Annotated in this window: 23 protein-coding genes; 13 read left to right on the forward strand and 10 right to left on the reverse strand. The window is 72.9% G+C overall.

The window, feature by feature from the left end:
- Positions 1-25 precede the first annotated feature (25 nt).
- Positions 26-388, reverse strand: a complete 363-nt coding sequence (locus DEJ50_RS14020; protein WP_150208345.1) for a DUF6193 family natural product biosynthesis protein — start codon at positions 386-388, stop codon at positions 26-28.
- An 82-nt stretch (positions 389-470) separates the two neighbouring features.
- On the opposite strand from DEJ50_RS14020, the gene DEJ50_RS14025 reads away from it, so the two are divergent.
- From DEJ50_RS14025 to DEJ50_RS33910, 5 genes are all read left to right on the forward strand, one after another.
- Positions 471-914, forward strand: a complete 444-nt coding sequence (locus tag DEJ50_RS14025) for an NUDIX hydrolase (protein WP_150208347.1) — start codon at positions 471-473, stop codon at positions 912-914.
- Between the two features lie 90 nt (positions 915-1,004).
- Complete coding sequence (locus tag DEJ50_RS14030; RefSeq protein WP_223837750.1) at positions 1,005-1,850, forward strand: helix-turn-helix domain-containing protein; 846 nt, start codon at positions 1,005-1,007, stop codon at positions 1,848-1,850.
- Positions 1,847-2,095 (forward strand): DUF397 domain-containing protein, encoded by a 249-nt coding sequence (locus tag DEJ50_RS14035; protein ID WP_150208348.1) that lies wholly within the window; start codon positions 1,847-1,849, stop codon positions 2,093-2,095. The genes DEJ50_RS14030 and DEJ50_RS14035 overlap by 4 nt, the downstream gene beginning before the upstream one ends.
- A gap of 42 nt (positions 2,096-2,137) precedes the next feature.
- Positions 2,138-2,386, forward strand: coding sequence for a DUF397 domain-containing protein (locus DEJ50_RS14040; RefSeq protein WP_150208350.1), 249 nt, complete (start codon positions 2,138-2,140; stop codon positions 2,384-2,386).
- A gap of 42 nt (positions 2,387-2,428) precedes the next feature.
- Positions 2,429-4,708 (forward strand): serine/threonine-protein kinase, encoded by a 2,280-nt coding sequence (locus tag DEJ50_RS33910; RefSeq protein WP_190344472.1) that lies wholly within the window; start codon positions 2,429-2,431, stop codon positions 4,706-4,708.
- 29 nt (positions 4,709-4,737) lie between these two features.
- On the opposite strand, the gene DEJ50_RS14055 is transcribed toward DEJ50_RS33910, so the two are convergent.
- Positions 4,738-5,970: an amidohydrolase family protein gene (locus DEJ50_RS14055; protein WP_150208353.1), complete on the reverse strand. Its 1,233-nt coding sequence runs from the start codon at positions 5,968-5,970 to the stop codon at positions 4,738-4,740.
- A gap of 256 nt (positions 5,971-6,226) precedes the next feature.
- Here DEJ50_RS14055 and DEJ50_RS14060 point away from each other — a divergent pair, with 256 nt between their 5' ends.
- From DEJ50_RS14060 to DEJ50_RS14070, 3 genes are all read left to right on the forward strand, one after another.
- Positions 6,227-9,199: an AfsR/SARP family transcriptional regulator gene (locus DEJ50_RS14060; RefSeq protein WP_150208354.1), complete on the forward strand. Its 2,973-nt coding sequence runs from the start codon at positions 6,227-6,229 to the stop codon at positions 9,197-9,199.
- A 194-nt stretch (positions 9,200-9,393) separates the two neighbouring features.
- Entirely contained in the window at positions 9,394-9,609 is a 216-nt protein-coding gene (locus tag DEJ50_RS14065) for a hypothetical protein (protein ID WP_150208356.1), read from the forward strand.
- A gap of 470 nt (positions 9,610-10,079) precedes the next feature.
- Positions 10,080-10,817, forward strand: a complete 738-nt coding sequence (locus tag DEJ50_RS14070; protein ID WP_150208357.1) for a class I SAM-dependent methyltransferase — start codon at positions 10,080-10,082, stop codon at positions 10,815-10,817.
- 29 nt (positions 10,818-10,846) lie between these two features.
- On the opposite strand, the gene DEJ50_RS14075 is transcribed toward DEJ50_RS14070, so the two are convergent.
- Positions 10,847-12,754 carry a sialidase family protein gene (locus DEJ50_RS14075; RefSeq protein ID WP_150208359.1) on the reverse strand — a complete coding sequence of 636 codons (1,908 nt, stop codon included), beginning with the start codon at positions 12,752-12,754 and terminating at the stop codon, positions 10,847-10,849.
- 77 nt (positions 12,755-12,831) lie between these two features.
- Complete coding sequence (locus tag DEJ50_RS14080) at positions 12,832-14,445, reverse strand: FadD3 family acyl-CoA ligase (protein WP_150208361.1); 1,614 nt, start codon at positions 14,443-14,445, stop codon at positions 12,832-12,834.
- A 108-nt stretch (positions 14,446-14,553) separates the two neighbouring features.
- Between DEJ50_RS14080 and DEJ50_RS14085 the strand changes: the two genes are divergently transcribed.
- Genes DEJ50_RS14085 through DEJ50_RS14095 form a run of 3 tightly spaced genes read left to right on the forward strand, consistent with a single transcriptional unit; the run spans position 14,554 to position 16,954 of the window.
- Entirely contained in the window at positions 14,554-15,705 is a 1,152-nt protein-coding gene (locus DEJ50_RS14085) for a lipid-transfer protein (RefSeq protein ID WP_150208363.1), read from the forward strand.
- Positions 15,706-15,755: 50 nt separating this feature from the next.
- A complete protein-coding gene (locus DEJ50_RS14090) occupies positions 15,756-16,181 on the forward strand; it encodes a Zn-ribbon domain-containing OB-fold protein (RefSeq protein WP_150212122.1) in 426 nt (141 codons plus the stop codon).
- The gene (locus tag DEJ50_RS14095) at positions 16,178-16,954 is read left to right on the forward strand and encodes an enoyl-CoA hydratase/isomerase family protein (protein WP_150208364.1); all 777 of its coding nucleotides are present in this window, start codon (positions 16,178-16,180) and stop codon (positions 16,952-16,954) included. Before DEJ50_RS14090 ends, DEJ50_RS14095 begins: the two co-directional genes overlap by 4 nt.
- A gap of 81 nt (positions 16,955-17,035) precedes the next feature.
- On the opposite strand, the gene DEJ50_RS14100 is transcribed toward DEJ50_RS14095, so the two are convergent.
- Together DEJ50_RS14100 and DEJ50_RS14105 are read right to left on the reverse strand one after the other, a co-directional pair.
- Entirely contained in the window at positions 17,036-17,428 is a 393-nt protein-coding gene (locus DEJ50_RS14100; RefSeq protein WP_150208366.1) for a hypothetical protein, read from the reverse strand.
- A 71-nt stretch (positions 17,429-17,499) separates the two neighbouring features.
- Positions 17,500-17,994, reverse strand: a complete 495-nt coding sequence (locus tag DEJ50_RS14105) for a peptidylprolyl isomerase (protein ID WP_150208367.1) — start codon at positions 17,992-17,994, stop codon at positions 17,500-17,502.
- A 117-nt stretch (positions 17,995-18,111) separates the two neighbouring features.
- Between DEJ50_RS14105 and DEJ50_RS14110 the strand changes: the two genes are divergently transcribed.
- Positions 18,112-19,065 (forward strand): hypothetical protein, encoded by a 954-nt coding sequence (locus DEJ50_RS14110; protein WP_150208369.1) that lies wholly within the window; start codon positions 18,112-18,114, stop codon positions 19,063-19,065.
- Positions 19,066-19,107: 42 nt separating this feature from the next.
- Here the strand turns inward: DEJ50_RS14110 and DEJ50_RS14115 are convergent, their stop codons facing one another.
- Positions 19,108-21,528 (reverse strand): serine/threonine-protein kinase, encoded by a 2,421-nt coding sequence (locus DEJ50_RS14115; RefSeq protein WP_190344474.1) that lies wholly within the window; start codon positions 21,526-21,528, stop codon positions 19,108-19,110.
- Positions 21,529-21,583: 55 nt separating this feature from the next.
- On the reverse strand, positions 21,584-22,507 hold the full coding sequence (locus DEJ50_RS14120) for a VOC family protein (protein ID WP_150208370.1): 924 nt from the start codon (positions 22,505-22,507) through the stop codon (positions 21,584-21,586).
- Positions 22,508-22,792: 285 nt separating this feature from the next.
- Between DEJ50_RS14120 and DEJ50_RS14125 the strand changes: the two genes are divergently transcribed.
- On the forward strand, positions 22,793-23,440 hold the full coding sequence (locus tag DEJ50_RS14125; RefSeq protein WP_150208372.1) for a TetR family transcriptional regulator: 648 nt from the start codon (positions 22,793-22,795) through the stop codon (positions 23,438-23,440).
- Positions 23,441-23,486: 46 nt separating this feature from the next.
- Here the strand turns inward: DEJ50_RS14125 and DEJ50_RS14130 are convergent, their stop codons facing one another.
- Both DEJ50_RS14130 and DEJ50_RS14135 read right to left on the reverse strand, forming a co-directional pair.
- Positions 23,487-23,960 carry a nitroreductase family deazaflavin-dependent oxidoreductase gene (locus tag DEJ50_RS14130; protein WP_150208373.1) on the reverse strand — a complete coding sequence of 158 codons (474 nt, stop codon included), beginning with the start codon at positions 23,958-23,960 and terminating at the stop codon, positions 23,487-23,489.
- Positions 23,960-25,168: an acyl-CoA dehydrogenase family protein gene (locus DEJ50_RS14135; protein ID WP_150208375.1), complete on the reverse strand. Its 1,209-nt coding sequence runs from the start codon at positions 25,166-25,168 to the stop codon at positions 23,960-23,962. Before DEJ50_RS14135 ends, DEJ50_RS14130 begins: the two co-directional genes overlap by 1 nt.
- Between the last annotated feature and the right edge of the window lie 45 nt (positions 25,169-25,213).

Genomic DNA, 25,213 nt, shown 5'->3' on the forward strand with positions numbered 1-25,213 from the left:
CCCTTCGCGCAGCTCGCCTACGGCGTCAGGGGGAGTCCGCCCCCTGCCAGGGCCCCTCCACGGCGGCCCCGCAGTCGCTCGGGAGGTGTGCGACGACCAGCGCGGCAGCCTCCTGGGGTGTGGCCACCTCGCCGAGGAGTCCGGCGTAGCCGGCGGCATACACCAAGTACGTCCCTACTCCACCGGCTATGAAGGGAAGGTCGTTGCTCCAGGGGAAGTCTGTGTTCCGGTGGAAGGTCAGGCAGCCGTGGCTCGGAAAGGGGAACAGCTGGCGCAGGCGCGGCTCAGCGGACGCGGCTTCGATCACCTCGGGATCCCCGCGGCGGGCTTCGGGGTGGCGCTCCAACAACATGCGCCAGGTCTTCTCGACCACGGTTTCCGTACTCATGTCATTGATCATCGGCAGCGGCGGCTGCCAGAGCAACCCTCGGCCATGCCGGTCACCCCGGCGGCCGTCGTACCCTGATCTGATGCGAACTCCCAGGCAGGCCGCCCGCATTGTCATCCTGTCCCCCACCGGTTCGGTGTTCCTGTTCCGCGAGACCCACAGTAAGAACGGCATCCACTGGGTGCCTCCCGGCGGCGGTATCGACCCCGGCGAGACCCCCGAGGACTGCGTCGTGCGCGAGCTGCGCGAGGAGACCGGGTGGACCGACCTGGCGCCGCAGCGGCTGCTCTGTACCTGGGAGCACGATTTCGTGCACATGGGCCGGCGGGTCCGGCAGCACGAGCACATCTACCTCACCACCGGCCCGCAGCGCCCGCCCGCCACCGACACCCCACAGGCGGACTGGCACTGGCTCGAACCGGACCGGCTGGCCACCCTCGGCGAACCCGTGTGGCCCCCGAAACTGTCCGAGCTGCTGGCCGTACCGGCGGACCGGGGTCCGGTGGATCTGGGCCTGGTCCGCTAGCAGATCAATCGAACATGCGTCTGTACGAGTCCAGTTGGTGTACAGGCGGGGTCACGTACCGTGACGATGGTGGGCCGGGAGGTGACCATCATGACGAGCATGGTCGAGGACGAGTACCCGAGCGAACGGGGCGACGATCCCGCGTTGGAACTGCGGAATTTCGGACGCCTGGTCCAGGCCTTCCGCAGGAAGACCGACATCACTCAGGAAGAAATGGCACTGCTGGTCCGGTATTCGGTGCAGTACGTCGGCTCCGTCGAGCAGGGCCGCCGCTTTCCATCCGAGACGTTCATCAGGCGAGTGGAGGACCAGCTCCGGACGGACGGGGTGATTCTGACGGCCCACCGGGAGGTCACCAGCCGCCGCGGGCTGGCGGCCTGGTTCCGCCGGTGGGCCGATCTGGAGGAGACCGCGGTCAGCTTGCATACGTACGAATGCCGGGCCGTTCCCGGCCTGTTACAGACCGAGGCGTACGCGCGGGCGCTGGTCCAGAACGTGCCTCCGCTGCCGGAACCGGAAGAGGCGGAGGCCCGGGTCACGGCCCGGTTGGCACGGCAGCGGCTGCTGCGGCGCAAGCCGTACATCTCCTTCAGTTTCGTCGTCGACCAGTCGGTCATCGACCGGCAGACCGGCGGGCCGGAGGTGACCCGGGAGCTGAGCGACCACCTCTTGGAGGTGGCCGCGCTGCCCAATGTGGACCTCCTGATCATCCCGACCGTCTGTCCGGGGCATGCGGGGACGGATGGGTCGTTCCAGCTCCTTGAGACCGACGAGCACGAGTGGCTCGGCTATGTCGAGGGACAGCAGACCGGGCGGGTGCTGACTGACCCGAAGGACATCAGCGCTCTGCATCAACGCTATGCCAAACTTCGCATCCAGGCTCTCAATCCGGCGGACAGCGCCGACCTGTTGATGCGATTGCGAGGAGTGCTATGAGCAGCAACACCGGGCTTCGGTGGTTCAAGAGCAGCTACAGCGGGAGCCAGGGCGACAGCTGCGTCGAGGTCGCCCTGTCGTGGCACAAGTCTTCGTACAGCGGCAGCGAGGGCGACGACTGCGTTGAGGTCGCCGCCTGCGCTCACACCGTGCACGTCCGGGACTCCAAGGTCACCGCCGGCCCCGAGCTCGGGCTGGCCCCCGCCGCTTGGGCGGCCTTCGTGACCGGGGTCACCCGGGCCTAGGCTGCCGCCGACGGACCTGCTGACGCGATTGCGAGGAACGCGATGAGCTCCAACACCGGGCTTCGGTGGTTTAAGAGCAGCTACAGCAGCGGTGAGGGCGACAGCTGTGTCGCGGTCGCCCTGGCGTGGCACAAGTCTTCGTACAGCAGTGGTGAGGGCGACGACTGCGTTGAGGTCGCCGCCTGCGCTCACACCGTGCACGTCCGGGACTCCAAGGTCACCGCCGGCCCCGAGCTCGGGGTGGCGTCCGGGGCCTGGGCGGCGTTCGTCGCGGGGGTCGCGCGGGCATAGGCTGCCGCCGACCAGACGTAGACCGGCGGGGCAGGGCGGGACATGACACTGCGGGACGGCGATCCGCGCGCGATCGGCGGGTATGTCCTGATCGACCGGCTCGGGTCGGGCGGTATGGGGACGGTGTACTCGGCGCGGGCGGCCTCCGGGCGGCTCGTCGCCGTGAAGCTGGTGCACCAGCAGTTCGCCGACGATCCGGAGTTCCGTACCCGGTTCCGGCAGGAGGTCGCCGCGGCCCGGCGGGTCAGCGGGGCCTTCACCGCCCCCGTGGTGGACGCCGACCCGGACGCGGCCCGCCCCTGGATGGCCACCCAGCTGGTGCGCGGCCGGACCCTGGGCTCCCGGGTGAAGGCGGACGGGCCGCTGACCGGGGCCGAGCTGCGGCTGCTGGCCGTCGGACTGGTGGAGGCGCTGCGCGAGCTGCACACCACCGGGGTGATCCACCGCGACCTGAAGCCGGACAACGTCCTGCTGACGGACGACGGGCCGCGGGTCATCGACTTCGGGATCTCGCGGGTCGGCGGGCAGCAGACCCTGACGTCCACCGGGCAGATCCTGGGCACGCCGCCGTTCATGTCCCCGGAGCAGTTGTCGGCGCCGCAGCGGGTGAGGCCCGCGTCGGACGTGTTCTCGCTGGGCTCGGTGCTGGTGTTCGCGATGACCGGGCGCGGGCCGTTCGATGCGGACTCGCACTACATGACGGCGTACCGGGTGGTGTCGGATCCGCCGGAGCTGGGCGGGCTGCCGGCCGGGGCGCTGCGCAGGACCGTCGAGTGGTGCCTGGCCAAGGATCCGGCGGAACGGCCGCATCCGGATGAACTGCTGGCCGCGTTCCGGGATGCGGAGGATGCGGAATGGGAGATCGTTCTTCCGGTCCCCGCCCCGGTCCCGGTCGCGGGCGGGTCCGGTGAGCTCACCGAGGCCAGCGGGCCGCCGACCGGGCCGGTCGGGACCGTCGGGACCGCGGGCCGGACCGTACGGTTCTCGCGGCTGCGGCGGCGTACCCGGGTGGCCGCCGCCACCGCTGTCGCGCTGGTCGCCGGGGCCGGGCTCTACCTCGGGTTCTCGCCGGAGGCGTCGTCCGGGTCCTCCCATGACGGGGAGCAGCAGGAGAAGGTGTCGCCTTCCGATGCCGCCGCCGATGCGAAGCCCGCGAGCCGGCTGCCCGCGTACGCCGCGACGGCCGGCGGCAGCGCGGCCGGTACGGGCGCGTACGCCGACTCCCCCCAGCGGCGTCCGGCCGGCTGGCACGCCTGGCTCGGGGCGAAGGGGCTGGGTGACTGCGTGTACGCGGACTCGGCCGCCGCGCTGGTGTGTACGTCGACCAGGGCGACCATGCCGGTCAGCGCGTCCGGCTCGGGCATCGGCTCGGTGGTGCGGCTCGACGCGGCGACCGGGCAGGTGCAGTGGTCGGTGAAGGCCGATGTGCTGGACAGCGAGAGCCCGGCCGTGGTCGGGGACGTGGTGATCGTCCTGGGCTCCGGCGGCAAGGGGTTTCAGGCCTTCGACCTGGGCACCGGCAAGGTCCGCTGGTCGGTGCCGAGTGCCACGGTGCTGCGGCGGCTGGTGGTGGACGGCGGGCGGGCGTACGCGGTGACCGCGGGCGGGACCGTGACGGCGGTGGACACGGGCCGCGGCGCCAAGCTGTGGTCGGTGGCCGCGCCCGAGTCGGACGACGGGTACCCGATGCTGCGGGCCGCGGGCGGCAAGGTCTACGTACAGGGGCGGGCCCAGAACCCGGACATGCAGTTCCACGCCTTCGTCACCAGCCTGGACGGCGCGACCGGCCGCGGCACCGACCAGTCGCCCCTGTCGGGGCCGTGCGAGACGCGTGGGCTGATCGTGGCGCCGGTCGCGGCGAAGCGGGTGTTCCTGTGCCACCGGGAGAACGGGTCCGGGGTGCTGAACGGGGACCCGGAGAAGGGCGCGGCCTGGGACATCCCGTACGGCGGGAACGCGCTGTCGCCGTTGTCGGCGGCCGAGGGGAAGGTGTACTTCCTGGCCGCCTCGCTGAGCGGGGAGCCGGCCTTCACCGAGCTGAACCAGGAATCGGGCGGCAGCCAGTGGCGGGTGCCGCTGCCGAAGGTCTGTGCGGAGCCGGATCGGCCGGAGACGGCGAACGCGGTGGTGGTGACGGACGGGCTGGCGTACGTCCGGTGCGGGGCGGAGGGGCGGGTGATCGACCTGGCCGAGCATGAGACGGTGCTGAAGTTCACCGTCCCGGTGCGGCCGGAGGGGCCGGCCGGATTCCTGGTGGCGGGGGGAGTCGTCTTCGCCCCGTCGGAGAGCGGCTGGGCTTCCGTGGAACCCCAGCCGCTGTAGTCCCGGACCGGCGAAGCCGTCGGACGGGCCTACGCCGCCGACCCCGGGCCCGGCCAGAGGCCGTCCTCCGTCAGACCCAGCAGGGATATCGCGTTGCCGCGGACGATGCGGGACACCTCCTCCGCCGGCAGGTGCCCCATCTGCGCCTCGCCCACCTCGCGGGACTTCGGCCAGGTCGAGTCCGAGTGCGGGTAGTCCGTCTCGTACAGGACGTTGCCGACCCCGATGGCGTCCAGGTTCTTCAGGCCGAACGCGTCGTCGAAGAAGCAGCCGTAGACGTGGTCCGCGAACAGCTCCGACGGCGGGCGGTGGACCTTGTCCGCGACGCCGCCCCAGCCGCGGTTCTCCTCCCAGACCACGTCCGCGCGCTCCAGGATGTACGGGATCCAGCCGATCTGGCCCTCCGCGTACATGATCTTCAGGTTGGGGAAGCGCTCGAACTTGCCGCTCATCAGCCAGTCGACCATCGAGAAGCAGCAGTTGGCGAAGGTGATCGTGGAGCCCACCGCCGGCGGGGCGTCCGCCGAGGTCGACGGCATCCGGCTGGAGGAGCCGATGTGCATGGCGATGACCGTGCCGGTCTCGTCGCAGGCCTCCAGGAAGGGGTCCCACTCGTCGGTGTGGATCGAGGGCAGGCCCAGATGGGGCGGGATCTCCGAGAAGGCGACCGCCCGGACCCCGCGGGCCGCGTTGCGGCGGACCTCGGCGGCGGCCAGCCGGGCGTCCCAGAGGGGGATCAGGGTGAGCGGGATCAGGCGGCCGTGCGCCTCGGGCCCGCACCACTCCTCCACCATCCAGTCGTTGTACGCGCGGACGCCGAGCAGCCCCAGTTCCCGGTCCTTGGCCTCGGTGAAGGTCTGGCCGCAGAAGCGCGGGAAGGTCGGGAAGCAGAGGGCGGACTGGACGTGGTTGACGTCCATGTCGGCGAGCCGGTCGGGGACGGAGAAGGAGCCGGGGCGCATCTGCTCGTAGGTGATGACCTCCAGCCGGATCTCGTCCCGGTCGTAGCCGACGGCGGTGTCCAGCCGGGTCAGCGGGCGGTGCAGGTCCTCGTAGACCCACCAGTCGCCGATCGGCCCGTCCTCGCCCTTGGCGCCCATGACCGGGGCGAACTTGCCGCCCAGGAAGGTCATTTCCTTGAGAGGGGCGCGCACGATGCGCGGGCCGGTGTCGCGGTACTTCGACGGGAGCCGGTCCCGCCAGACGTGGGGCGGCTCCACCGTGTGGTCGTCCACCGAGATGATCTTCGGGAAGGTCTCCATGTCCTCCACGGTAGCGTTGATCTGACGAACCGTCAGCTAGTTGGGACGGGCTCGGTACACAGCTGAGACCGGGCGGGCTGACGCGCCCGGCCCAAACAGGGCAGACTGACCGTTGCACTGGACAACCGCACGGCAACGCTCAGCAATGCCCCGGCACGGACGGCAACACACCGGGAACGCACCGGAAACGACCGGAAACGGACACCGGCACCGCACGGCGCCGACGGCAACGCAGAACAGGGAGGGGGAGACACACGTGGAAGGCATACCTGCCATTCCGCACCAGCGCACCGACCCCGAGGGAGCCCCCGCCCCATCGGCCCGCTCCCGCTTCTCCGTACTCGGACCCATCCGTGCCTGGCGCGGAACCGAGGCTCTCGCCTCCGGAAGCCCCCAGCAACGCGCCCTGCTGGCCGCCCTGCTGCTGCGCGACGGCCGTACCGCCACCGCGCCCGAGCTGATCGACGCCATCTGGGGCGAGGACCCGCCGCCGCAGGCGCTGGCGACCATCCGGACGTACGCCTCCCGGCTCCGCAAGATCCTCGACCCGGGGACCCTGGTCAGCGAGTCCGGCGGCTATGCCATCCGGCTCGGCACCGTGGCCGCCCTCGACCTCGGGGTGGCCCGCAGCCTGGCCGCCGACGCCGAGGCCGCCCGCGGCTCCGGCGACCGCTCCATGGCCCGCACCCTGCTGGGCCGCGCCCTGGACCTGTGGGAGGGCGAGCCGCTGGCCGGGGTGCCCGGCCCGTACGCCGAGACCGAGCGCACCCGGCTCGCCGAATGGCGGCTCCAGCTGCTGGAGACCCGGCTCGACCTGGACCTCGAGGTGGGCAACCACGCCGAGGCCGTCTCCGAGCTGACCGCGCTGACCGCCGCCCACCCGCTCCGCGAACGACTCCGCGAGCTGCTGATGCTCGCCCTCTACCGCAGCGGCCGGCAGGCCGAGGCGCTCGCCGTGTACGCCGACACCCGGCGGCTGCTCGCCGACGAGCTCGGCGTCGACCCGCGCCCCGAACTCGCCGCCCTGCAACAGCGGATCCTGCGCGCCGACACCGAACTCGCCCAGGTCTCCGAAGCCGCCCCGGCCGCCGCCGGCGCCCCCGTACGGCCCGCCCAGCTTCCGGCCACCGTGCCCGACTTCACCGGCCGGACCGCCTTCGTCGAGGAACTGTCCGAGGTCCTCGCCCACGCCGAGGGCCAGGTCATGGCCGTCTCCGCACTGGCCGGCATCGGCGGGGTCGGGAAGACCACCCTGGCCGTGCACGTCGCGCACGCCGCCCGCCCGCACTTCCCCGACGGGCAGCTCTACGTCGACCTCCAGGGCACCGACCCGCGCCCGGCCGAGCCCGTGGCCGTCCTCGGGTCCTTCCTGCGCGCCCTGGGCACCCCCGACACCGCCATCCCCGACTCGGCCGCCGAACGGGCCGCGCTCTACCGCTCCACCCTCGACGGCCGCCGGGTCCTGGTACTCCTCGACAACGCCCGGGACGCCGCCCAGGTCCGCCCGCTGCTGCCGGGCACGGCAGGCTGCGCCGCACTGGTCACCAGCCGGGTCCGGATGGCCGGCCTCGCCGGGGCGCACCTGGTCGACCTCGACGTGATGTCCCCCGACGAGGCCCTCCAGCTGTTCACCCGGATCGTGGGCGAGGAGCGGGTCCGGGCGGAGCGGCAGGCCGCCCTGGACGTGGTCGGCGCCTGCGGGTTCCTGCCGCTGGCCATCCGGATCGCCGCCTCCCGGCTGGCCGCCCGGCGCACCTGGACCGTATCGGTGCTCGCCGCCAAACTCGCCGACGAGCGGCGCCGGCTGGACGAGCTCCAGGCCGGCGACCTCGCCGTCAAGGCCACCTTCGAACTCGGCTACGGCCAGCTGGAACCCGCCCAGCAGCGGGCCTTCCGGCTGCTCGGACTGCCGGACGGCCCGGACATCTCGCTGGCCGCAGCCGCCGCCGTGCTCGACCTCCCCGAGCACACCGCCGAGGACCTCCTGGAGGCCCTGGTCGACTGCTCCCTGCTGGAATCCGCCGCGCCCGGCCGCTACCGCTTCCACGACCTCGTACGGCTCTACGCGCGTGCCTGCGCCGAACGGGACGAGCAGCCCGCCGAACGGGACGCCGCGCTCTCCCGGCTGCTGGACTTCTACCTGGCCACCGCGGCCGGGGTGTACGCGCTGGAACGGCCCGGCGACCGGCTGGTCGCCCACCTGGCCAAGACCAGCTACCCGGGCCTGGAGTTCACCGACCGGCACCCGGCCCTGGACTGGCTGTACACCGAGGCGAACCCGCTGCTGGCCTGCGTACGGCAGGCGGTCGCCCGGACCGACGGGGCGTCGGCGGCCGACCAGCTGCGGCGGGCCGTGGACCTGCTGTGGGCCGCAAAGGACCTGGTGGAATCCGGGGCCAACTCCAAGCAGTACGAGTCCGCCGCGGTCTCGCTGCGCGAGGCCGCGCAGGCCTCCGGCGACCCGCACGCCGAGGGCCGGGCCCGCACCACCCTCACCAGTGTGCACCTGGTCACCGGCCGGTTCGCCGAGGCCGACGAGGAGGCCCGGCAGGCCACCCTGCTGGCCCGGGCGGCCGGGGACCCGCTGCCCAGCTGCTGGGCGCCCAACGACCGGGGCATCATCGCCCTCTACGAAGGGCGGCACGAGGACGGCGAGCGCTACCTGCTGGAGGCCATCCGCAACTTCCGGGCCGACGGCAACAACGTGGGCGAGGCCAGTGCGCTGTGCAACCTGTCCCGGATCCACGCGGCGCTGGGCCGGCTGCCCAGCGCCATCGAGCTGGCCGAACAGGGCATCGCCATCTACGACCGGATGGGCCTGACCCTGCGGCTGGCCAACGGGCGCTACGCCCTGGGCACCGTACTGGTCCAGGCCGGCCGTATCCGGGAGGCCCTGGACCAGCTGACCGAGGCGCTGTCGCTGTTCCACGACAACCGGCAGCCGCTGTGGGAGGGCATCACCCACTACCGGATCGCCGAGACCCACCTGACCGCCGGCCGGGCCACCCTGGCCGCCTCGCACGCCGAACAGGCCATCGCGCTGCGGGTGATGGGCGGTGAATGGCGGCGGGCCTGTGTGGTGATGGTGCTCGGCCGGGCGCTGTACCGGATGGGCCAGATCGACCGGGCGCGGGCCTGCTGGATGGACGCGGAGGCCGTCTTCGCGCAGCTGGGATCGGCCGAACTCGCGGAGGTCCGGGCGCTGCTGGCGTCCGAGGTGGCCGCCTGAGCCGGTGACCCGGCCGGGCGGTCCGGGGCGCCCGGGCCTTCGCCCAGGGGGCGTTCATCGTTCGTTTATCGCCGCCCGACATGATGGATCCATCGACCCGCAGCGCCGGGGGGCCATCGGGTCGAACGGAAAACCCGTTCGGCGGTCCGCGGGGGAATCGCCGAACGGGACGGCCACATCCTTCAGGAGTAACGATGACGACGACTGAGAACGCGACGCCGGAGAACGGCGACATCATCCCGCTCGACAACCACGCGACGGGCGTCGAGATCAAGCCGCTCGACAGCCACGCGGACGGTGCGGACGCCGGCACCGGGGCCCCGATCACCACCCCGGTCCCCACCCAGGGCGGGATCGCCGGCGAGGAGCTCCAGAGCATGGACAACCACGCGACCGGCCCGCGCCCGTAACACAGGCTCCGGTGCGCGCGGGGGGAGCACCGGGCACGGGGGACCGGAACGGGGGAGCCCCACGGGGGACGTACGGGGGACGTACGGGGGATACGGGGGAAAGGCCCACGGGGATCACGGGGGACGTGGACCAACGGGGGTACGGGGGAACGGCGGTCACGGTGGCCCGGAGGGGGAGCCACCGTGACCGCCGTCCGCGTACGCCCGGCGGCGGAGCCGCCGTCCAAGACCGGGGCCCGCCTTGGCGCTCGGGCTGCGCCCGGAAACCCACCTTGGGGGCAGAGCCCCCGACCACAGCGGGGCCCCCGACCACAGCGGGGCCCCCGGCCGCGGCCGGGCCACGGCGCGGGGCGCCCCGCGCCCGGTTCCCCGGGGCTTCGCCCCGGAACCCGCCTTTCGGGGCGGAGCCCCAGGACCCGACTGGGTCCGGGCGGAGCCCCGACCGCGGCCGGCCGCCTAGGCTGGGTGGCATGTTCGCTCCCATGGGTCCCAGCGTGCGTGAACTGGCCGTGCAGGCCATGTCGTCCATCGAGCAGGGCTACGACCTGCTCGCCCCGAAGTTCGACCACACCCCCTTCCGCACCCCGGACCGGATGCTCGATGCCGTCGAGGAGACCCTGGCCCAGGCCGAAGGCTCCTTCGGCGCCGGGCTGGACGTGTGCTGCGGGACCGGCGCCGGGCTGGGGATGCTGCGGCGGCTGTGCCGGGAGCGGGTCACCGGGGTGGACTTCAGCGCCGGGATGCTGGCGGAGGCCGAGCGGGTGCACGGCGGCACGGCCGGTGGCCCGGCCCCGGACTTCGTACGGGCGGACGCGCGGGCGCTGCCGCCCGCGCTGGCGGATGCGTACGACCTGGCGGTCAGCTTCGGGGCCTTCGGGCACTTCCTCCCGGCCGAGCGCCCCGCCCTGTTCCGCGGGGTGCACGGCGCGCTGCGGCCCGGCGGGGTCTTCGCCTTCCCGATCGGGGCCCCGCTCCCGATGGCCTCGCCGCTCTACTGGGCGGCGGCCGGCTTCGACGCGGTGATGCGGGTGCGGAACGCGGTGTGGCGGCCCACCTTCGTCATGTACTACCGGACCTTCCCGTTCGGCGGGGTCCGGGAGGACCTCCGGCAGGCCGGGTTCACGGTGGAGACCCTGCCGCTGGACCAGTTCGGGCGCCGCCCGGACGGCACTCCGAACTGGCGGCTGGTGCTGGCCCGCCGGAGCTGACCGCCAGTTCGCAGTGCCGTCCGTCGCGGTCACCAGATGGTGCTGAAGCCGAGCCGGAGCCGTTCCTGCTGCCGGTTCACCTCCGCCCCGGAGCGGAGGAAGGCCAGGTCCTCCCGGGTCAGGGAGCGCCCGTAGATCCGCAGGTCGTCGATGGCTCCGGCGTAGAAGGCCTTCTGGTCGGGCTGGGTGCCGATGAACACGGTGAAGGCGTCGGCCGGCTGGAAGTCCCCGAGGTCGGCGGGGAGGTCGGTGACCACGGGCGCTCCGCCGCCCACCGACAGCTGGAGCTGCCGGCCCAGGCGCTGGAAGACCACGTGGTGCCAGCGGTCGTCGCCGAAGGCGGTGCGGGTGGTGACGGAGTACGGGCCGCTGCCGGTGTTGATGCGGGCCTCCAGCCTGCCGTCCACCGTCTCGATCACGAACTGCCTGTTGGGGGCGTTCTGCCCGGACCCCCACACCAGGGGCTGCCGGCCGGAGGAGCCGTCGAACCGCACCCAGGCCGTGACGGCGAAGTCGCCGCCGCTGATCCGCAGCGAGTCCGGGCAGTTGGCCAGCCGCAGGTAGTCCGTGCTGCCGTCGAAGGACATCGCCTTGCCGTCGGCGCGCGGCACCAGCTGCGGGTCGCCGTGCACCAGTGCGTGGTTCTTGTTCGGGGTCTCGTCGCTGGTGTGGCGCGGGGTGAGGTCCTCGGAGGCCGGCTCGATGGCGGCGGGGGCGAACGCGGTGTACTTGAGGGAGCCGGTGGAGGTGGCGTTGCCGGTCTCGTAGAGCAGGCCGACCTCGCCGGAGGGCAGCAGGGTCATGTCCGAGTAGCCGGCCCGGTCCCGGGCCACGACCGCGCCCTTGGCGGACCAGGTGGTGCCGCCGTCGGTGGAGGTGCGGACGGCCAGGGTCCAGCGGTCGGAGAACTCGGCACCGGGGCGGGTCGGCGAGGAGAACAGCAGCGGCCCGCCGTCCGGCAGCTGGAGCAGGGACCCGGACACCGGCGGGGCCGGCTGGTTGGGCACCGGCAGGAAGCCGGGCGCCGGGAAGTCCGAGGCGGTGACGTCCTCGATCACGGCGGAGACCCGGTGGTCGGGGGTGCCGCAGATCCGGGTGGAGCGGGCGTTGATGTAGAGCCGGCCGTCGGGCAGCTGGGTGAGGGCCGGCTCGGCGGGGGTGGGGGTGCCCTCGGGGGCGGCCCAGCGGGCGCCGAGCTCCCAGGTCAGACCGCCGTCGTCGCTGTAGTAGAGCATCGCGCCGGTGTGGTTGCCGCGCTTGCGGTAGTCGCCGGTGACCACCATCCGGCCGGGTTCGCCCGGTTCGGTGGGACGCAGCTGGATGCCGTGGCCGGGGCCGACGGAGACCCACTCCCAGTCGTCCTCCTTGAGCTCCGGCAGGGAGGCGAGCGAGGCGCTCCAGGTCACCCCGTCGTCGCTGCTGTGGGAGATCCGCAGCTCGCGCGGGGCGCGGATGCGCTCGCCGGCGCTGCCGGCGGACCAGCTGTTGTACGCGTAGAGCAGGGAGATCCGGCCGGAGACGGAGTCCACCACCGGCACCGGGTTGCCGAAGCCGCCGGGGTCGTCGGCGCCGCGGATCACATGGAGCGGGCCCCAGGTGCGGCCGTTGTCCGTGGAGCGCTTCATGACCAGGTCGATGTCGCCGACGTCCGCGCAGGTCTTGGTGCGGCCCTCGGCGATGGCCAGCAGGTGGCCGCCCTTGGTGGTGGTCAGGGTGGGGATGCGGAAGCAGTCGTACCCCTCGCTGAAGGCGTCGAAGGGGGCGGAAACCGCCGCCGGCAGCCGGCCCTTCCGGTCCTTCTCCGACCGGCCCGGGGTGCCCTCGTCGTCCTCGGGCAGCAGGACGACGATGCCCACGATGAGGACGGCGAGGGCGAGGAGGGACCCGAACACGGGTATCTCCCAGCGGAACCGAACGACTGATCTCTGGCTGCTCACGTGTGCAGGCTAGCCCGAGCGTCCGAGCGCCCCGCCCGGGGTGCTGCCTGCGGCGCTGCCTGCGGCGCTGCCCGGTGCTAGCTGCGGGCCCGCAGTGCGGTTTTCAGGACCTTTCCGCTGGCATTGCGTGGGAGCTCGGGTACGAACTCCACGGCGCGGGGCACTTTGTAGTTGGCCATCTCGCGGCGGGACCAGGCGATCAGGTCGTCCGCGGTGAGGGTGGAGCCGGGGCGGCGGACGGCATAGGCCTTGCCGACCTCGCCGAGGCGGGGGTCGGGGATGCCCACCACCGCGACGTCCGCGATGTCCGGGTGCAGGCCGAGGAGTTGTTCGATCTCCGCCGGGTACGCGTTGAACCCGCCGACGATGAACATGTCCTTGATCCGGTCGGTGATCCGGAGGTTGCCCGCCGCGTCCAGGACGCCGATGTCCCCGGTGCGCAGCCAGCCCTCGGGGGTGATGGCCCGCGCCGTCTCCTCCGGGTCCTCGTGGTAGCCGCGCATGACGTGGTGGCCGCGGACCTGGACCTCGCCGGGCTCGCCGGGGGCGAGGGGCTCCCCCGCCGGGCCGGTGACCCGTACCTCGGTGCCGGGGATGGCGCGGCCGGACGTGGCCGAGACGGTTTCGGCCGGGTCGCCGCGGCGGCACATGGTGACGATCCCGCTCGCCTCCGACAGGCCGTACGCCGTCAGTACGGTCGCGATCTTCAGTTCGGCGCGCAGCCGCTCGACCAGTTGCAGCGGGACCACGGCGGCCCCGGTGACCACCAGCCGCAGGGCGGAGAGGTCGTGGTGGTCGCGGGCCGGGTGGTCGAGGAGGGACTGGTGGAGGGTGGGCGGCCCGGGGAGTACGGAGATCCGCTCGGCGGCGATGTTGGCGAGGACGGTGTCCACGTTGAACACCGGCTGGGGAACCATGGTGGCCCCGCGCATCAGGCAGGCGATGATCCCGGCCTTGTAGCCGAAGGTGTGGAAGAAGGGGTTCACGATCAGGTAGCGGTCGCCCTCGCGCAGGCCGGCGAGCTCGCTCCAGACGTGGTAGCAGCGGAGGGTCTGGGCGTGGGTGATGACCGCGCCCTTGGGGCTGCCGGTGGTGCCGGAGGTGTAGATGATGTCGGAGGGGTCCTCGGGGCGGATGGTGGCGGCCCGCTCGTGCACGGCGGCGGCCGGTACCGTCTCGCCGGCCGCCAGGAACTGCTTCCAGGTGCGGAAGGATTCCGGGGCGTCCTCGGCGAGGACCACCACCTCCTGGAGGTTCGGCAGGCCGGGCAGCGGGCCGGTGCCCGGCCCTTCGGCGGCGGCCCGGCGCAGCGAGGCGACGTAGGAGGTGCCGAGGAAGGTGCCGGTGACGAAGAGGAGCCGGGCGCGGCTGCGGTTCAGGATGTAGGCGGCCTCGGTGCCCTTGAAGCGGGTGTTGAGGGGGACCAGGACGGCTCCGGCGCTCACCGCCCCGAGGGCGGAGACGATCCAGTCGAGGGTGTTGGGGGCCCAGACGGCCACCCGGTCCCCGCGTTCGACACCTGCGGCGATGCAGGCCGCGGCGGCGCGTTCGATGCGCTCGCCGAGGCCGGCGTAATCGATCCTGACGCGGCCGTCGACGACGGCCTCCTGGCGCGCGTACGCTGCTGCCGCCGCGCGGACCAGGCCCGGAATGCTGCCCCAGCGCAGATCGCCGCGTCCGTCTTCGTCCATGGCGTGCCCCTCCCCGGTGACCCAGTAGCTGACTATCCGTCAGATTAGCTGTACCCTTCGCGGCTGTCAGCACCTGTCAGCACTGGCGCATGCACCCCGGAGGTGGCGATGGCGGCAACGCTCAAGGACGCGACGGCGATCGTCGGGATCGGCCAGACCCCGTTTGCCAAACAACTGCCGCAGAGCGAAAAGGAATTGGCCTGCCGGGCGATTCTCGCCGCGCTCGAGGACGCCGGCATCGCACCCGCCGAGGTCGACGCCTTCTCCTCCTACACCATGGAGGAGACCGACGAGGTCGAGGTCGCCAAGGCCATCGGCGCCGGTGACGTCACCTTCTTCTCCAAGATCGGCTACGGCGGCGGCGGTTCCTGCGCCACCGTGGGCCATCTGGCCGCCGCCGTGGCCACCGGCCAGGCCACCGTCGGCGTCGCCTGGCGCTCCCGCAAACGCGGCAGCGGGCCGCGCCCGTGGAAGAACACCGCCGTGCAACTGCCCACCCCCGGCCAGTGGACCCGGCCCTTCGGGCTGCTCCGCCCGGCCGACGAGATCGGCATGCTGGCCCGCCGCTACATGCACGAGTACGGCGCCACCCGCGACCACCTCTTCAACGTGGCCCTGGCCTGCCGCAACCGGGCCAACCAGAACCCGGCCGCGATGATGTACGAACGGCCGCTGACCCGCGAGATGTACATGACCTCCCGCTGGATCAGCGAGCCGCTCTGCCTCTTCGACAACTGCCTGGAGACCGACGGCGCGCTGGCGTGCGTGATCGTCTCCGCCGAGCGGGCCCGCGACTGCCGCCAACGGCCCGTCTACGTCCACTCCGCCGCCCAGGGCCTGCCCGCCCAGCACCACGGCATGGTCAACTACTGGAACGATGACCCGCTGTCCGGCCCCGCCTGGACCGCCGCCCGCCATCTGTGGAAGCAGGCCGACTTCGGGCCGCAGGACGTGGACGTGGCCCAGATCTACGACGCCTTCACCCCGCTGATCCCGCTCTCCCTGGAGGGCTACGGCTTCTGCGGGCGCGGCGAGGGCGCGGCCTTCACCGAGGGCGGCGCGCTGGAGATCGGCGGCCGGCTCCCCCTGAACACCGGCGGCGGCGGCCTCTCCGAGGCGTACGTGCACGGCTTCAACCTGATCAACGAGGGGGTCAAGCAGCTGCGCGGGACCTCCACCGCCCAGGTCCCGGACGCCGCGACCTGCCTGGTCACGGCCGGCGAGGGCGTCCCCACCTCCGCGATCCTTCTCCGAGCCTGAGGAGCGAGCCCGTGCCCGAGACCACAACCGCGACCGTGACCCCCGAGGGTCTGCTGCTGCCCGTCCCGGACGAGGACGGCCGCCCCTTCTGGGAGTACACCGCACGCGGCGAACTCCGCGTCCAGGCGTGCACCGCCTGCGGCCGGCTCCGCTTCCCGCCCCGCCCCTGCTGCCCGCACTGCCAGTCCTTCGACTCCACCTGGCAGCCGATGAGCGGTCGCGGCCGGATCTGGTCCTACGTACAGCCGCACCCGCCGCTGCTGCCCGCGTACGCGGCCCTGGCCCCGTACAACGTGATCCTGGTGGAACTCGCCGAGGCCCCGCAGATCCGGCTGGCCGGGAACCTGGTCGCCGCACCGGGCGCCCCGCTGGACTCGGTGGACCCGGCCCGGCTGCGCATCGGGGCGAAGGTGCAGGTCACCTTTGCGGAGGTGGGCGGGATGTGCGTGCCGCGCTGGGTCCTGGAGAAGTCATGACCCTCACGGTGGAGCGGGACAAGGCGACCGGTGTCGCCGTCCTCACCCTGGACCGGGAGGCCCGCCACAACGCCGTCGACCTGGCCACGGCGGCGGACCTGGCCGCGGCGTGGCGGGAGTTCCGGTACGACGACACGGTCCGGGCGGTGGTGCTCACCGGGGCCGGGACGGCCGCGTTCTGCACCGGTATCGACCGGGGGGTGGAAGTGCCGCAGCCGGCCTCCCCCTACTCGGTCGACGATCCGCTGGTCTCCATCGGACCGAAGGCCAACGACCTGTGGAAACCGGTGATCGCGGCGGTCAACGGGATGGCCTGCGGCGGGGCCTTCTACCTGCTCGGCGAATCGGAGTTCCTCCTCGCCTCGGAAACGGCGACGTTCTTCGACCCGCACACCGGCTACGGCATGGTCAGCGCCTACGAGGCGGTGTACATGGCACAGCGGATGCCGTTCGGGGAGGCGGCCCGGATGTCCCTGATGGGGACGTCGGAACGGCTCTCGGCGCGGCGGGCGTACGAGATCGGGCTGGTGTCGGAGCTCTGCGAGCCGGCCGGGCTGCTGCCGGCCGCCCTGCGCGCGGCCGAGACCCTGGCCGGGTTCCCGACCGAGGCGGTGCAGGGGACGGTACGGGCGCTCTGGTCGGCGAAGCAGGCCGCGCTCCAGCAGGCCCTGGCGCTGGCCCCACACCTGGTCGCCCTGGGGAACCTGGCACCGGAGCGGCAGGCGGAACTGTTCGCGGCGCGGCGGCCGGGGCGGGAGTTCCGGCTGCGGTGATGCGGGGGCCGCGGGCCCGGAGTAGCGTGTGGATCACGACGGCCGCCGTCCTGACCCCTTCCGTGCCCGGTGCGACGGCCGTCACGGGTGCGGGACGGCGACCACCTGTACGTCGTCCTCGTAGACGATCCGCCCGGGATCGGCGGACTCGACGCGCTCGCAGGACACCCCGTGCGCGGCCAGCAGCTCCAGATAGCCCGGCACCCGCTCGATCAGGTGGACGGCCGTGGTCTTGAACCAGGCCACCGCGCCCGGGTTCCGCTCCGGGTCGTAGACGGCCGGATCGGTGTCGGAGGGGTTGGGGTAGTGGGCGTCGTACCAGTCGTTGGCCGCCCGCCAGAACCGGTACTGCCCGTCGCTGAGCCGGCCTTCCCGGGCGAGGCCGTTGGCCAGGGCGAAGACCCCCGGAAAGTGCCCGCGCGGGCTGCGGACGCTGCCCTGGAACCTCACGAACCTCGCATACGCGTGCGCCATGCCCGGCACCTTAGACGGCTGCGGCCCCCACCCGGAACCGGGTGGGGGCCGCCGCAGGTTCACGCTGGTGCTCAGACGGTGCCGGAGGCGGCGATCTCGACCTTGGCCCGGGTGGCGCCGGAGGGGGTGCCGAGGCTCTCGATCTTCTTGACCAGGTCCTGGCCCTCGACGACCTCACCGAAGACGACGTGCTTGCCGTCCAGCCAGTCGGTCACGATGGTGGTGATGAAGAACTGCGAGCCGTTGGTGTTCTTGCCGGCGTTCGCCATCGACAGCAGGAACGGGCGGTCGTGCTTGAGCTCGAAGTTCTCGTCGGCGAACTTCTCGCCGTAGATGCTCTTGCCACCGGTGCCGTTGTGGTTGGTGAAGTCACCGCCCTGCAGCATGAACTGCGGGATCACACGGTGGAAGCCGGAACCGGCGTAGCCGAAGCCGTTCTGGCCGGTGGCCAGCTCGCGGAAGTTCTGGGCGGTCTTCGGGACGACGTCATCGAAGAGCGTGAAGACGATCCGGCCGGCGGCCTCGCCGTTGATGGTGATGTCGAAGTAGACGTTTTCGTTGCTCATGGGTCCCATCCTGTCACTCCCGGTGCGATGCACACCCCGGCGGGGCCGATCCCTCGTTCGGGTGGCTGCCTCGCATATGCCAAAAGCACCTGCCCAAGCTGCTCTAGCGTCCCGCCCATGGTCACTTCGCATCACGAAGCCGCCCACCGGATCTTCCAGGACCGTCCGGAGCTGCTGGCCCCGGTGTTCCGGATCCTGGGCGTGCCACTGCCCGCCAAGGCGGTCGTGGAGGTGCTCACCGCCGACGTGACGGAGATCCGCCCGCTGGAGCGGCGGGTCGACAGCGTCCTGCGGATCGAGCCGCCCGACGGAGAAGGCGGCTTCCTGCTCGCCATCGAAGCGCAGGGACGGCGCGATCCCGACAAGGCGGTGAGCTGGGCTTATTACCTCAGCTACCTCACGGCAAAGTACGAACTCCCGGCCCTTCTGCTCGTCGTCTGCCAGGACCGGGCCACGGCCGGCTGGGCGGCCGGGCCGTTCCGTCTCGGCCTGGACGAGTGGACGGCGCTGGCGCTGCATCCACTGGTCCTCGGGCCGGACAACGTGCCCGTCATCACCGATCCGGAGGAGGCCGCCCGGGATCTGCCGTTGGCGGCGTTCTCGGCCATGACGCATGGCCGCAACCGGAACGCTCCGGCCATACTGAAAGCCCTGGCGCGTGCCCTCGGGACGCTGGAAGCCGACTCGGTCACGTACTACTCGGAACTACTGGAAATCGGCCTCGGACACACTCCGGCGAGAGACACCTGGAGGAACCTGATGAACGTGGGGACCTACTTCCCCGGCCGCGGGACGCTCGTGGAGGAGACATACCTCAAGGGCAGGGCCGAAGGAATGGCCGACGGCAAGGCCGAGGGGAAGGTCATAGGGCGGGCCGAGGGGCTCGCCGAGGGGCGGGTTGCGGAGCGGGGGCGGCTGGTGTTGCTCACGCTGGAGAACCGGCGGATTCCCACGCTCGCCGAGACCCGGGAGCGGATCACCTCCTGCACAGATCTGGACACCCTCGGGCGGTGGCTGGAGCGCGCGCTCACCGTGACCGACGCCGAGGATCTGTTCCGCGAAGACGACTGAGGTGCGGCGGTGCCCGCCTGGGAAGGCGGGCACCGCCGCACGTCACGAGGTGGTGCGGGTGCCGGTGCCCTTGGCGGCGTCCAGGGCGTAGACGCAGCGGTCCTTGCTGCAGGCGTAGACCACGCCGGCCTGGGCCACCGGGGAGCCGGCGATCTCGCCGCCGGTGGCCAGCTTCCAGCGGAGCTGGCCGCCCGCCGCGTCCAGGGTGTACAGGCAGTGGTCCGCCGAGCCGAAGTGGACCCGGCCCTCCGCGACCGCCGGGGCGCCGGTGATCTCGGCGCCCGCCGCGAACCGCCACTTCGGGGTGCCGGTGACCGCGTCCAGGGTGTACAGGGCGCTGCCGGAGGCCAGGTGGACGCTGCCGTCCGCGATCACCACCGGGTCCGGGGACTGGCGGGGCTCGGTGGCGATGCGCCAGCGGTCCGTACCGGTGGCCGCGTCGATGGCGTAGACGGTGCCCAGGTAGTCGGCCAGGTAGACCCCGCCGCCGGTGACCGCCGGACCGGGCGCGAAGGCCGGCGGGGCCAGGAAGACCGCCGGGGCCTCGAAGTGCCAGCGGACCCGGCCGGAGGCCCGGTCCACGGACAGCACCCGGGTGCCGGCCGTGATGTACACATGGCCGTCGGGGGCCGGGGTGACCCGGACCGGGACGTTCCCGCAGGAGGCGGCGTCGCCCACCGGGTAGGACCAGGTCTCCCGGCCGGTACGGGCGTCCAGCGCGCGCAGCCGCGCGTCCTGCCAGACGTAGACCGTGCCGTCGTGCAGGACCGGGGCGGCGTCGGCCGTCTCGAAGTCGGTCTGGGCGCCGGTCAGCTCCCACAGCTTCTGGCCGTTCGCCGCCTCGTACGCCTGGACGCCGCCGCCGCGGGTGGCGGTGACCACGGTGCCGCGGTCGGCGCGCAGCGCGTACACCCAGGCGTCGCTGGCCAGCCGCCACCGCTCGGAGCCGTCGGCGGCGTCCAGGGCGTACAGGGACGGGCCGTCGGAGGCGTGGATCCGGCCGTCGGTGACGGCCATCGCCCAGGCCACGTCGCGGGTCTTGAACTGGCGGCGCCCGCTGGCCACGTCGAGGGCGTGGACCTCGAAGGAGGTGACGTAGAGCAGGTCGCCGGCGACCGTGGGGGTGCCCCAGACGTCGTTCGACATCCGGAACCGCCAGGGCCGCCACCGGCCGCTGTCGGGGGCCGGGCCGGGCCGGGGCAGCGCGGGCGCCTGGACGGGCCCGGCGGCGGCCCCGCCGCCGGGCGGGCGGACCCACCCGGTGGCCGAGTCGGCGGAGGCGGAGGCTGCGGAGGCCGAGCCTGATGCGGAGACCGCGGCCGGGACGCGCGGGCCCGGGCCGATCGGGACCGGGGAGCCGCCCAGCCGGACGGGCTCTCCGCCGCCGGGGGGCGGGGTGATCGGCGGGTGCTGGGGCCGGGGCGGGGCGGCCGCATGGCCGGTCCGCGGATCCGCCCATGGGTCGGCGGGACGCGGCCGGGCGGGCGCGGGGCCGGGACGGTCGCGCCGGTGGGTGGCCTGCCCGCCGGGGCCGCCGACGGGGGCGGCGGCCGGGGTCTGTACGGTCCGCTGCCCCGCCCGCCGGGCCTCGATCATGGCGACGGCGCGCCCCGGCAGCCAGGCCGAGGCGGTCCCGCTGTCGTCGCCCGCGGCGAACAGGTGCGGGGCCAGCTGGGCCTGCAGGTCGGCCGGGGTGGGCCGGAGGGTCGCGTCCATCTGCATACAGGAGTCGATCAGCGGGCGGAGTTCGTCCGGCAGACCCTCCAGGTTCGGGCCCTCGCGCAGCAGCATGAAGACCGTTTCCACCGGATTGGCCCCGTGGTAGGGCGGGTGCCCGGTGGCGGCGAAGACCAGGGTGGAGCCGAGCGAGAAGACATCGCTGGCGCCCTTGACGCTGCGCGAGTCCTTGGCCTGCTCGGGCGACATGTAGGCGGGGGTGCCCACGGCCACGTTCGTCATGGTCAGCCGGGTGTTGGAGACACCGCTGGCGATACCGAAGTCGATCACCCGGGGGCCGTCCTCGACCACCAGGACGTTGGACGGCTTGAGGTCGCGGTGGACCAGGCCCGCCTGGTGGATGGACTGGAGTGCCTCGGCGATGCCGGCGGCCAGCCACCGTACGGCCTGGGCGGGCATCGGCCCGCACTCGTTGACGATCTCCTCCAGGGAGGGCGCCGGTACGTACGCGGTGGCCAGCCAGGGCACCGCGGCCCGGGGGTCGGCGTCCACCACGGCCGCGGTGTAGAAACCGGACACCGCGCGGGCCGCCTCGACCTCACGGGTGAAGCGCACCCGGAACAGCTGGTCCTCGGCGAGCTCGGTCCGTACCGTCTTGATCGCGACCCGGCGGCCGGACGCCGACCGCGCGAGATAGACCAGCCCCATGCCGCCGGCTCCGAGCCGGCCCAGCACCTCGAAGGGGCCGATCCGTCTCGGGTCGTGCTGCGTCAGCTGCTCCACCACTCGCCTCACACCTCCCCGTACGATCCCCGGTCCGGGACCGCGCCCCCCGATTCTGTCAGGCCCCGGCCTCGTGCGGCTCCGGGTCCGGGCCGCTGTCGGCGCCGGGTCGGGCATCCGGGCCCGGTCCGGCCCCCGGTTCGCTCCCCGGCTCGGTCCCCGGGCCGGGTTCGCGTGCGGCTCCGGGCGCCGTTTCCGGGTCCGCCGCGGGCTCGGCCAGCAGCGCGAAGGCCGCCCCCTGATTGTCCGCGACCACGGCGATCCGGCCGTACGGCGTGTCGAAGGGATCGGCGCTGACCCGGCCGCCGAGACGGCGCACGGTGGCCACCGAGGCGTCCACGTCGGGCACCGCGAAATACACCAGGAAATGCGCGGGCAGGAACTCCGGGAAGGCCTCGGTGATCAGGCTGCGGCCGGCCACGGCGGTGTCCGGGCCGGGCGCGCTGCCGGGCGGGGACCAGACCCGGTATTCGATGCCGGCGTCGTCCTGGTCCTGGGCGACGTACCCGAAGACCTTGGCGTAGAAGACGTCCACCGCGTCCCGCGCCCGGGTGTAGACCTCGGTCCAGCAGTACGTGTACGGCTCCATGCTGGCCTCGAAGCCGTGGTGGGTGCCGGGCTGCCACAGGCCGAACACGGCGCCGCCGGGGTCCGCGGCCATCGCCGCCGTGCCGTACGGGCCGAGCGGCCGGGGTTCCATCACCATCTGGCCGCCGGCGGCCCGGATCCGGGCGGCGGCTGCGTAGGCGTCGGAGGTGTACAGGTAGACCTCCCAGACCGTGGGCATCCGGCCGTCCGGCTTGGGGGCGAGGGCGGCGACGTTACGGCCGGCGCGGTAGGCCTGGGTGTAGCCGCCGTAGGGGGGTCCGGCCGCGGGGCCGAAGGTCCACCCGAAGAGCTCACCGTAGAACCGCTTGCCGGCCTCGACATCCGGAAGGGAGGCATCCACCCAGCAGGGCATGCCCTCTGCAAATGCGGCCATGGGACCGTTTCCTTCCGTTTGCGCGCGGTCTGCTGCATTCTGACGCAGTCTGCCCGTCAGGCCATGATCCGCCCGTTCCTTTGTCCACAGCCTGTTGATAAGACTATTCGGGCGAAGCGGATACCGGCGGCGGGCGCGCGGAGGCGCTGCGGAGGCGTTGCCGGGGCGTCCCGCAGTGGTTCCGGAATCGGACGTTCAACCCACGGACGCCCAGGCCAGGCACCCCGTAACCCCATTTGCAGGCGGCCGAATCGCGCCCCGATCACCCCTCGGTAAGCTGACGGCATGACAGGACAAGTACGCACCGTCGACGGCCGCGTTGCCGGCCGGCGCGGTCAGGCGACGCGGCAGAAGCTGCTCGACTGCCTCAGCGAGATGCTCAGCAGCTCGCCGTACCGCGACGTGAAGGTGATCGACGTCGCGCGCAAGGCCGGCACCTCGCCCGCGACCTTCTACCAGTACTTCCCGGACGTCGAGGGCGCCGTCCTGGAGATCGCCGAGGAAATGGCCACCGAGGGCGCGCAGTTGACCGCGCTGGTCGAGGGCCGCTCCTGGGTCGGCAAGTCCGGCTGGCAGGCCGCCGAGGAACTCGTGGACGGGTTCCTGGAGTTCTGGCGGAGCAACGACGCGATCCTGCGGGTCGTCGACCTCGGCGCGGCCGAGGGCGACAAGCGCTTCTACAAGATCCGCATGAAGATCCTGAACTCGGTCACCAACTCCCTTACGGAATCGGTGAAGGAGCTCCAGGCGAAGGGCAAGGTCGACAAGGACGTCAGTGCGGCGGCGATGGCCGGCTCACTGGTGGCCATGCTGGCCGCGGTGGCCTCGCACCAGAAGGGCTTCCAGACCTGGGGCGTCAAGCAGGCAGAACTCAAGCCGAACCTGGCGCTGCTCGTGCACCTGGGCATCACCGGCAAGAAGCCGACGAAGTAGGCGGCGGACCCCTTCCAGGGTCCGCACGGCTCCGTTGCGGCTGCGATCAGCGACGCTCCAGCCGGAACAGCCGGATCTCGCGCTCGATGCGCGCCTGGTACGTCGCGTACGGCGGCCAGAACCCCAGCACCGCCTGCCATGCCGCCGCGCGCTCCTCGCCGGCCAGCAGCCGGGCCCGGACCGCGATGTCCTGCCCCTTCCAGCTGATGTCCGCTTCCGGGTGCCTGAGCAGGTTCCCGGTCCAGGCCGGGTGCCCGGGGCGGCCGAAGTTGGAGCCGATCAGCAGCCAGCTCGCCCCGTCCTCCTCCGGCATGCAGGCCAGCGGGGTGGTGCGCGGTTGGCCGCTCTTGGCGCCCTTCGCCGTGAGGATCACCCCGGGCAGCATCTGCGCGCTGAGGATCACCTTGCCGCGGGTCAGCCGGTGCACGGCCTTGTCCATCGCCGGGATGAAGTGCGGTGCGATCCGGGCGAACAGCGTGGTCGACGAGATCTTCTGCATGAGCTTGACGCCGGGAGCCATCAGACGGCCACCTTCTCCTGGGTCGGGGCGGCGCCCGGGGTGAACAGCCCGGCACGCTGGGCCGCGTGGGCACGCAGCCGGTGGACCGGGCCGAACAGCAGCTCGTCGGCCGCGGCCCGCTTGAAGTACAGGTGTGCGTCGTGCTCCCAGGTGAAGCCGATCCCGCCGTGCAGCTGGATGGCCTCCCCGGCGGTGAGGCGCAGGGCCTCGAGGGCCTGGGCGAGCGCGAGGCCGGCCTGGCCGGGGTCCCAGGCCGCGTAGTAGGCGGCCGAGCGGGCCGCCTGGACCTGGACGTACAGGTCGGCGAGCCGGTGTTTGACGGCCTGGAAGGAGCCGACGGCCCGGCCGAACTGCTCCCGCTGCCGGACGTACTCCACGGTGCGGTCCAGCGCCTGCCCGGCCGCCCCGGCGGCTTCGGCGGCGAGCACGGCGGCGGCGGTGCGGCCGGTCGCGGCCAGCGCGCCGGTCACCTCGGCCTCGTCACTCTCGCCCAGCAGCTCCGCGGGGGTGTCGCGCAGCTGGATCCGGCCCTGGGGCCGGGTCTCGTCCAGGACGGTCTGCCGGGTGCGGGTCAGGCCGGGTGCGTCCTGGGGTACGAGGAACAGCAGGGTGCGGCTGCGCGCGAAGCCGCCGGTGTGCGCGGCCACCAGCAGCAGGCCGGCGCTGTGGCCGTCGAGCACCTGCCCGGCCTCGCCGTAGAGCCGCCAGCCCACCGAGCCGTGGGCCTCCTCCCGGCGGGCCTGCACCCCGCCGGCCCGGCCGCCGCCGGACCACTCCCCGACGGTGTTGTCGCCGGTCAGCGCGAGGGCGGTGGCCAGGGCGGTGCCGGGCACGGCCAGGGCCGCGGTCAGGTCCCCGGCCGCCAGGGGCGGCAGCAGTGCGGAGCGCTGGGCCGCGGTGCCCAGGGCCAGGACCAGCGGGGCGGCAAGGGCGGCGGTGGCCAGCAGCGGGGAGGGCAGCAGGGCCCGCCCGGTCTCCTCGCAGGCCAGGGCGAGGTCGGCGGCGGTGCAGCCGACGCCCCCGTACTCCTCGGGCAGGGCGGTCCCCGGCAGCCCGAGCTGCCCGGCGAGCCGGCGCCACAGCTCGCGGTCGTATCCGGTGTCGGTGCGGACGGCGGCCTTGACCTCGTCCGGTCCACAGTGCTTGCCCAGGATCTCGCGCAGGGTGCGGCGGATCTCGTCCTGCTCCGCGGTGAAGGCGGCGTCCATCGGCGGGCTCCTCCCCGTATCCCCGTATCTGACGGCGCGTCATGC

Source organism: Streptomyces venezuelae (assembly GCF_008642295.1).
Taxonomy (GTDB): Bacteria; Actinomycetota; Actinomycetes; order Streptomycetales; family Streptomycetaceae; genus Streptomyces; species Streptomyces venezuelae_C.